The following is an 8,189-nucleotide window of genomic DNA, read 5'->3' as shown; positions in this document are numbered from 1 at the left end:
CCGTACGGCGGCTCGGGGTGCGGGAGTTCGCGCCGTCGGCGGACGACGGGAAGGTGGTCTCGGATGATCTGTGTCGACTGGTCACGGGCGATCAGATTACTGATCGGTAAGCGCACGGGCGGGCGAACTCGCCAAAGTTCGTCCGCCCGTTCGCCGTTCTTCGTTACTTGGTGACGCCCGCGTCCTTGAGCGCCTTCTGCCACTCGGCGTCGGTGCTCGGGGTCTCGATCACCTTGTCGTTGATCTTGACGGTCGGCGTCGACTCGACGCCCTCGGCCTTCTGGAAGGAATCGCCCATCTTCATCGCCCAGGCGTCGTAGGTGCCCTTCTCGACGGCGTCCTGGAACTTCTTGTTGTTCTTCAAGGCGTCGACCGAATTCGCCACCTTGATCAGGTAGTCGTCCTTGGCGAACTCGTCGGTCGACTCCTCCGGGTGGTACTCGGAGGAGTACAGCGCGGTCTTGTAGTCGATGAACGCCTCGGGGCTGACGTTCAGCGCGGCGCCGAGCGCGCTCAGCGCGTTCTTCGAGCCCTCGCCGCCGAGGTTGTTGTCGAGGAAGGTGCCGATGGTGAAGGAGAGCTTGTAGGTGCCGTCCTCCATGCCCTTGTTGACGGCCTCGCCGATGGTCTGCTCGAAGTTGGCGCAGCCCGGGCAGCGCGGGTCCTCGTAGAGGTGGACGACGTTGTCGCTCTTGGACTCGCCGAGGGTGACGGTGGTGCCGTTCTTGCCGGAGGTGTTGGCCGGGGCCGTCACCTCGGCGTCGGCGGCCTTCTCCCACTTCGAGGGCTCGTTCATCTGCACGACGGCGTAGCCGATGCCGCCGGCTATCGCCAGCACGCCGACGATGGAGGCGGCCACGATGGCCTGCCGCTTGGCCTTGTCGCGCTTGGCCTGGCGCTCGCGCTCCTGGCGCAGGCGCTCACGGGCCGCCGACTTCGCCGCCTGGCTGTTCCGCTTGCTCATGGTGATGATCTCTCCGGGGACGCGCACACGAGGGTGTGCGGATACGTATGGGGCTGCCGGTGCTCGGTGGTGCGTCACACGCTCGGTCGGTGTGTCACACGGAGGCGATCGGGCACGGCGGTCCGCGCCGCCCCAGGGAGTGCGTGAGGATCCGCTCGCGGGCGCCCGTGGTGCGGCGGGCCGGGGCCGCCGGGCGGCGCACCGCCGGGGCCCGGGGCACGCTCACGGCGGCGACGGCGAGCAGCAGCGGCCGGAAGGTCGTCGCGGCCACCGCGCTCAGCAACTGGGCCAGCGCGCGCTCGCCGCGCCGCAGCCAGGCCGCCGCCAGCAGGCCGACGCCCACGTGCGCGCCGAGCAGCAGCCAGGCGGTCGCGGGGTCGGCGTCGGCGAGCACGGTCGCCAGCCGGTCGGTCTCGGCGCCGGTCACCCGGGTCAGCGGGGCGGCGACGCCGGCGTGGACGCCGGTCCCGTCGCCGCACAGCACGTCGAAGCCGACGGAGCGCAGCGGGCCCGCGACCGGGCCGCCCGTCCTGCCGTAGCAGACGTGCTGGCCGGTGGTGAAGACCGTGTCGGCGGCCAGCTCCAGGGGGATCAGCAGGGCGGCGATCCGCCCGAAGCCGCGCTCGCGCCGCCCGGCCAGGGCGTACGCGATCAGGAACACGGCGGCGCCGACCGCGGCCACCGTGGGCAGCGGCAGCGGAACCCCGGACAGCAGCACGTGCGACGCGGTGCTGAGCGTCACGACGAGTGCCGTGAACAGCGCCGCGCGTACGGCTCTGAGCGGGGTTCCGGATATGTCCATAGCGATAGGAGAGTGTGTCATGGGGTCCGGTAAGGGACCCCTAAAGGGTTCCTGTGAGAGGGGCGACGGTTACCGAACCGGAATGGTCACAGACCCGGGATCCGGCCGTTGCGGAACAGGTCGACGAAGGTCTGGTGGTCGGCACGCGCGCGGGCGCCGTACCGGTGCGCGAAGTCGACCAGCAGGGGCGCGAAACCCTCCTCGTCCGCCGCGATCGCCGCGTCGATGGCCCGCTCGGTGGAGAAGGGCACCAGTGACTCCCCGGACTGGTCGTCCGCCGCCGCGTGCATGGTGGCCGTGGCCCGGCCCAGGTCGGCGACGACCTCGGCGATCTCCTCCGGGTCGTCGATGTCGCCCCAGTCCAGGTCGACGGCGTACGGCGAGACCTCCGCGACCAGCTGGCCCGAGCCGTCCAGCTCGGTCCAGCCCAGCCACGGGTCGGCGTGCGCCTGGAGGGCGCGCTGGGAGATCACCGTGCGGTGGCCCTCGTGCTGGAAGTAGTCCCGGATCGCCTCGTCGGTGATGTACCGGGAGACCGCCGGGGTCTGGGCCTGCTTGATGTAGATGACGACGTCGTTCTCCAGGGCGTCGCTGTTGCCCTCCAGGAGGATGTTGTACGAGGGCAGGCCGGCCGAGCCGATGCCGATGCCCCGGCGGCCGACGACGTCCTTGACGCGGTAGGAGTCGGGGCGGGCCAGGGACGACTCCGGGAGCGTCTCCAGGTAGCCGTCGAAGGCCGCGAGCACCTTGTAGCGCGTGGCCGCGTCCAGTTCGATGGAGCCGCCGCCGGGGGCGAAGCGGCGTTCGAAGTCACGGATCTCCGTCATCGACTCCAGCAGCCCGAAGCGGGTCAGGGAGCGGGCCACGCGCAGCGCGCCCAGCAGTGGCCCGTCCGCGGTGTCCAGCGTGAACGGAGGCACCTCGTCGCTCTTGGCGCCGGTGGCGAGGGCGTGGATCCGCTCGCGGTACGCGCCCGCGTACACCCGCACCAGCTCGGTGATCTGCTCGTCGCTGAACGCCTTCGCGTACCCGATCAGCGCGATGGAGGAGGCGAAGCGCTTGAGGTCCCAGGTGAAGGGGCCGACGTAGGCCTCGTCGAAGTCGTTGACGTTGAAGATCAGCCGGCCGGTCGAATCCATGTACGTGCCGAAGTTCTCCGCGTGCAGGTCACCGTGGATCCAGACCCGGGAGGTCCGGTCGTCCAGGTACGGGCCGTCGTTCTTCGCACCGAACTCCTGGTCCACGGTCAAATCGTGGTAAAAGAGGCATGCGGTGCCGCGGTAGAACGCGAAGGCCGAGGCCGCCATCTTCCGGAACTTCACGCGGAACGCCGCCGGATCCGCGGCCAGCAGCTGGCCGAAGGCGGTGTCGAAGACGGCGAGGATCTCCTCGCCGCGCTCCTCGTTGAGCTGCGGGACCGACATGCCTGGTGCCTCCTGGTGCGGGTGGTGCGTGACGGGTGGAGCGATCCTCCACTCGGACCAACGTTCGAAGAGGTGCGGGAGTGCCCGCGCCCGGGGGTCCGCCCCGACACGCGGACCCGCCCCCGAAGGTACGCGGGGAAGCCCTCGGAGTGTCAGTGGCGAGGCATAGACTTCGACGCTGACCCCCCGGACTGACTGCCGCCAGCCCGCCGCCCCGAGCCCTCCCGTCGCCCGACCACCGCCCCTCAACGAGGCGCTTCGCGCCCAAGCCCTAATCTGGAGGCCGAACGTGTCCAAGCCGCCGTTCACGCACCTGCACGTCCACACCCAGTACTCGCTGCTGGACGGTGCCGCGCGGCTGAAGGACATGTTCGACGCCTGCAACGAGATGGGCATGACGCACATCGCCATGTCCGACCACGGCAACCTGCACGGTGCGTACGACTTCTTCCACTCCGCGAAGAAGGCCGGGGTCACGCCGATCATCGGCATCGAGGCGTACGTCGCTCCCGAGTCCCGCCGCAACAAGCGCAAGATCCAGTGGGGCCAGCCGCACCAGAAGCGGGACGACGTCTCCGGTTCGGGTGGTTACACCCACAAGACGATGTGGGCGACCAACAAGACGGGCCTGCACAACCTCTTCCGCCTCTCCTCCGACGCGTACGCCGAGGGCTGGCTGCAGAAGTGGCCCCGGATGGACAAGGAGACGATCTCCCAGTGGTCCGAGGGGATCGTCGCCTCCACCGGCTGCCCCTCCGGCGAGGTGCAGACCCGGCTGCGCCTCGGCCACTTCGACGAGGCCCTCCAGGCGGCCGCCGACTACCAGGACATCTTCGGCAAGGACCGCTACTTCCTGGAGCTGATGGACCACGGCATCGAGATCGAGCACCGGGTCCGCGACGGTCTGCTGGAGATCGGCAGGAAGCTCGGCATCCCGCCGCTGGTGACGAACGACTCGCACTACACGTACGCGCACGAGGCGACCGCCCACGACGCCCTGCTGTGCATCCAGACCGGCAAGAACCTCTCCGACCCGGACCGTTTCCGGTTCGACGGCACCGGCTACTACCTGAAGTCGACGGACGAGATGTACGCCATCGACTCCTCCGACGCCTGGCAGGAGGGCTGCGCCAACACGCGCCTGATCGCCGAGATGATCGATGTCGACGGCATGTTCGAGAAGCGCGACCTCATGCCGAAGTTCGACATCCCCGACGGCTTCACCGAGGTCACCTGGTTCCAGGAGGAGGTCCGCCGCGGCATGGCGCGCCGCTTCCCGGGCGGCGTCCCGGAGGACCGCCAGAAGCAGGCCGAGTACGAGATGGACGTCATCATCCAGATGGGGTTCCCGGGCTACTTCCTGGTGGTCGCCGACTTCATCATGTGGGCCAAGAACCAGGGCATCGCGGTCGGCCCCGGCCGAGGCTCCGCGGCCGGCTCGATCGTGGCGTACGCCATGGGCATCACCGACCTCGACCCGATCCCGCACGGCCTGATCTTCGAGCGGTTCCTCAACCCCGAGCGCGTCTCCATGCCCGACGTCGACATCGACTTCGACGAGCGCAGGCGCGTCGAGGTGATCAGGTACGTGACGGAGAAGTACGGCGCCGACAAGGTCGCCATGATCGGCACGTACGGCAAGATCAAGGCGAAGAACGCCATCAAGGACTCCGCGCGCGTGCTGGGCTACCCGTACGCGATGGGCGACCGGCTCACCAAGGCCATGCCCGCCGACGTCCTCGGCAAGGGCATCGACCTCAACGGCATCACGGACCCCACGCACCCGCGGTACAGCGAGGCCGGCGAGATCCGCTCGATGTACGAGAACGAGCCGGACGTGAAGAAGGTCATCGACACCGCAAAGGGCGTCGAGGGCCTGGTCCGGCAGATGGGCGTGCACGCGGCCGGCGTGATCATGTCCAGTGAGCCCATCGTCGACCACGCACCGATCTGGGTGCGGCACACCGACGGCGTGACCATCACGCAGTGGGACTACCCGCAGTGCGAGTCGCTCGGCCTGCTGAAGATGGACTTCCTCGGCCTGCGCAACCTCACGATCATGGACGACGCCGTCAAGATGGTGAAGTCCAACAAGGGCATCGATCTCGACCTGCTGTCGCTGCCGCTGGACGACCCCACGACCTTCGACCTGCTCCAGCGCGGCGACACGCTCGGCGTCTTCCAGTTCGACGGCGGGCCGATGCGCTCGCTGCTGCGGCTGATGAAGCCCGACAACTTCGAAGACATCTCCGCCGTCTCCGCGCTCTACCGTCCCGGCCCCATGGGCATGGACTCGCACACCAACTACGCGCTGCGCAAGAACGGCCTCCAGGAGATCACGCCGATCCACAAGGAGCTGGAGGAGCCCCTCCAGGAGGTCCTCGCGGTCACCCACGGCCTGATCGTCTACCAGGAGCAGGTGCAGAAGGCCGCCCAGATCATCGCGGGCTACTCGCTCGGCGAGGCCGACATCCTCCGCCGCGTGATGGGCAAGAAGAAGCCCGACGAACTGGCGAAGAACTTCGTCCTCTTCCAGGAGGGCGCCCGCAAGAAGGGCTACAGCGACGAGGCCATCCAGGCCCTGTGGGACGTGCTGGTCCCCTTCGCCGGCTACGCGTTCAACAAGGCGCACTCGGCCGCGTACGGACTGGTGTCGTACTGGACGGCGTACCTCAAGGCGAACCACCCCGCCGAGTACATGGCCGCCCTGCTCACCTCGGTCAAGGACGACAAGGACAAGTCGGCCGTCTACCTGAACGAGTGCCGGCGCATGGGCATCAAGGTCCTGCCGCCCAACGTCAACGAGTCCATGTCCAACTTCGCCGCGCAGGGCGACGACGTGATCCTCTTCGGCCTCTCCGCCGTGCGCAACGTCGGCACCAACGTCGTCGAGTCGATCATCAGGTGCCGCAAGGCCAAGGGGAAGTACGCCTCCTTCCCCGACTACCTCGACAAGGTGGAGGCGGTCGTCTGCAACAAGCGGACGACGGAGTCGCTGATCAAGGCCGGCGCCTTCGACGAGATGGGGCACACCCGCAAGGGCCTCACCGCGCAGTACGAGCCGATGATCGACAACGTGGTCGCGGTCAAACGCAAGGAGGCCGAGGGCCAGTTCGACCTCTTCGGCGGCATGGGCGAGGAGGCGACCGACGAGCCCGGCTTCGGACTCGACGTCGTCTTCGGCGAGGACGAGTGGGACAAGACCTATCTGCTCGCCCAGGAGCGGGAGATGCTCGGTCTCTACGTCTCCGACCACCCGCTCTTCGGCCTGGAGCACGTGCTGTCCGACAAGGCCGACGCGGGCATCTCCCAGCTCACCGGCGGTGACTTCGGCGACGGCGCGGTCGTCACCATCGGCGGCATCATCTCGGGCCTCCAGCGCAAGATGACCAAGCAGGGCAACGCGTGGGCCATCGCCACCGTCGAGGACCTGGCCGGCTCCATCGAGTGCATGTTCTTCCCGGCGACGTACCAGCTGGTGTCGACGCAACTCGTCGAGGACGCCGTGGTGTTCGTCAAGGGGCGTCTGGACAAGCGGGAGGACGTGCCGCGGCTGGTCGCGATGGAGCTGATGGTCCCCGACCTGTCCAACGCGGGCACCAACGCGCCCGTGGTCCTCACCATCCCGGCCACCAGGGTCACTCCGCCGATGGTCAGCCGCCTCGGCGAGATCCTCACGCACCACCGCGGCGACAGCGAGGTGCGGATCAAGCTCCAAGGGCCGACGAAGACGACGGTGCTGCGCCTGGACCGGCACCGGGTGAAGCCCGACCCGGCCCTGTTCGGCGACCTGAAGGTGCTCCTCGGGCCGTCCTGTCTGGCGGGCTGAGCGGGCGGAACGAGACAGGGGCGCACCCGGTGCCGGGTGCGCCCCTCGTGTCCGCGAGGCCGTAGCGGCCCGGTTCGCGGATGTCAGTTGTGGCCGAAGCGCTTCTGCCGCTTGCGGGAGGCGACGTCGCCGGGCGTCAGCTGCGGGCCGTGCTGCTCCTCGCGGTCCATCACGGACGACTCGGCGGTCTGCTGGGCGCGCTCGGCCTGGGGCTGCTTACGATCACGGTTGTTCTTGTTCTTGGCCATGGTGATCTACCTCCTGTGGGGGATCTAGGGGCCAGGGCCGGAACCAGATTCACACAGGCCAACAAAGAACGCATATCGGGCAATTACCGTCCGTGACGCGGCTCGTCGGGGTGCGAGGGCGGGCGACTTGTGCGGAAACGCCACGCCGAAGATCGAGTTCCGGCCGTTAACCTCCGCGTGGTCGGGCAGACTCGAAGGAAGCCCGAAGCAAACCTCCCGGAAAGAGGGTGGATCGCGTGGACCGCTGCATCGTCCTGGTGGACGCCGGGTATCTGCTGGGGGCCGCCGCCAGTCTCCTTGCCGGGGAGCCCTCACGCTCGCGCATCACCGTCGATCACGCCGCCCTCATCCAGGGGCTTCGCGATCGCGCCGAGTCCGACACGCAGCAGCCCCTGCTGCGCATCTACTGGTTCGACGGCGCCCCCGACCGCGTCCCGCAGCCCGAACACCGCCGCCTGCGCGTCATGCCCCGGGTCACCGTTCGGCTCGGCGCCCTCACACGCAGTGACGGCCGCTGGGCGCAGAAGGGCGTGGACGCCGCCATGCACGCCGAACTGACCGAGCTGGCCCGAAACCGCGCCTGCTCCGACGTCGTCCTGGTGACCGGCGACGGCGACCTGCTGCCGGGCATGATGGCCGCCAAGGAGCACGGCGTCGCCGTCCACCTGTGGGCCGTGCAGGCCGCCGACGGCGACTACAACCAGTCCGAGGACCTGGTCGCCGAGGCCGACGAGCGGCGCGTGCTGGACCGGGCGTGGATCACCAAGGCCGTACGCGCCAAGGAAGTCGGCGGGATCTGCGCCCCGCCGCCCGTGCCCCGCCCCGAGATCGCCGCGATCCTCTCCGCGCCGCTGCCCGAGTCCGCCCTCTCCGCGGCCACCGAACGGCCCGCCCAGGAGCCGGAGCACCCCACCGCGACCGG

At 68.9% G+C, this 8,189-nt stretch carries 6 protein-coding genes; 2 read left to right on the top strand and 4 right to left on the bottom strand.

The genetic code is table 11. The features are described 5' to 3' along the window. Positions 1-163: 163 nt before the first annotated feature. From EBH09_RS09140 to EBH09_RS09130, 3 genes are all read right to left on the bottom strand, one after another. Complete coding sequence (locus EBH09_RS09140) at positions 164-964, bottom strand: DsbA family protein (protein ID WP_121747306.1); 801 nt, start codon at positions 962-964, stop codon at positions 164-166. A gap of 94 nt (positions 965-1,058) precedes the next feature. After that, a complete protein-coding gene (locus tag EBH09_RS09135; protein ID WP_121746529.1) occupies positions 1,059-1,766 on the bottom strand; it encodes a hypothetical protein in 708 nt (235 codons plus the stop codon). Between the two features lie 86 nt (positions 1,767-1,852). Further along, positions 1,853-3,190 (bottom strand): DUF2252 domain-containing protein, encoded by a 1,338-nt coding sequence (locus tag EBH09_RS09130; protein ID WP_121746528.1) that lies wholly within the window; start codon positions 3,188-3,190, stop codon positions 1,853-1,855. Between the two features lie 289 nt (positions 3,191-3,479). Here EBH09_RS09130 and dnaE point away from each other — a divergent pair, with 289 nt between their 5' ends. Next, positions 3,480-7,019 (top strand): DNA polymerase III subunit alpha, encoded by a 3,540-nt coding sequence (dnaE, locus tag EBH09_RS09125; protein ID WP_121746527.1) that lies wholly within the window; start codon positions 3,480-3,482, stop codon positions 7,017-7,019. Positions 7,020-7,102: 83 nt separating this feature from the next. Here dnaE and EBH09_RS09120 read toward each other — a convergent pair whose 3' ends face one another. Next, positions 7,103-7,267, bottom strand: coding sequence for a hypothetical protein (locus EBH09_RS09120; protein WP_121746526.1), 165 nt, complete (start codon positions 7,265-7,267; stop codon positions 7,103-7,105). Between the two features lie 236 nt (positions 7,268-7,503). Between EBH09_RS09120 and EBH09_RS09115 the strand changes: the two genes are divergently transcribed. After that, on the top strand, positions 7,504-8,189 hold a 686-nt coding region (locus tag EBH09_RS09115; RefSeq protein WP_153182639.1), incomplete at its 3' end, for an NYN domain-containing protein.

The organism is Streptomyces sp. E2N166 (genome assembly GCF_003671715.1).
In the GTDB taxonomy this organism is placed as follows: domain Bacteria; phylum Actinomycetota; class Actinomycetes; order Streptomycetales; family Streptomycetaceae; genus Streptomyces; species Streptomyces thinghirensis.
Note: the sequence above shows the minus strand (reverse complement) of the source record. Positions and strands in the feature narration are given on the sequence as shown.

Coding starts and splice junctions, on each gene's coding strand:
- EBH09_RS09140 (WP_121747306.1), bottom strand. CDS start 964: ATGAGCAAGCGGAACAGCCAGGCGGCGAAGTCGGCGGCCCGTGAGCGC.
- EBH09_RS09120 (WP_121746526.1), bottom strand. CDS start 7,267: ATGGCCAAGAACAAGAACAACCGTGATCGTAAGCAGCCCCAGGCCGAG.
- EBH09_RS09130 (WP_121746528.1), bottom strand. CDS start 3,190: ATGTCGGTCCCGCAGCTCAACGAGGAGCGCGGCGAGGAGATCCTCGCC.
- EBH09_RS09135 (WP_121746529.1), bottom strand. CDS start 1,766: ATGGACATATCCGGAACCCCGCTCAGAGCCGTACGCGCGGCGCTGTTC.